This window comes from Aeromonas sp. ZOR0002, from assembly GCF_963866995.1.
Lineage (GTDB): Bacteria > Pseudomonadota > Gammaproteobacteria > Enterobacterales > Aeromonadaceae > Aeromonas > Aeromonas caviae.
Genome location: NZ_CAWMFQ010000296.1, coordinates 1 through 203 on the forward strand (window position 1 = coordinate 1; position 203 = coordinate 203).

General features: G+C 56.2%; 1 protein-coding gene. It reads left to right on the top strand.

Annotated features, from left to right (window positions below; all coding sequences use genetic code 11):
• Positions 1-15: 15 nt before the first annotated feature.
• A partial coding sequence (locus tag AACR77_RS15845; RefSeq protein ID WP_042882711.1) for a pyruvate kinase occupies positions 16-203 on the top strand: 188 nt, incomplete at its 3' end.

Consider the following 203-nt stretch of genomic DNA (forward strand, 5'->3'; position numbering starts at 1 on the left):
ACCATGAAGACTGACATGAAAAAGACCAAAATCGTCTGCACCATCGGTCCCAAGACCGAATCCAAAGAAATGCTGGGCAAGATGCTGGATGCCGGCATGAACGTCATGCGCCTGAACTTCTCCCACGGCGACTACGCCGAACACGGTGGTCGCATCAGCAACCTGCGCGCTGTCATGGCCGAAACCGGCAAGCACGCAGCCAT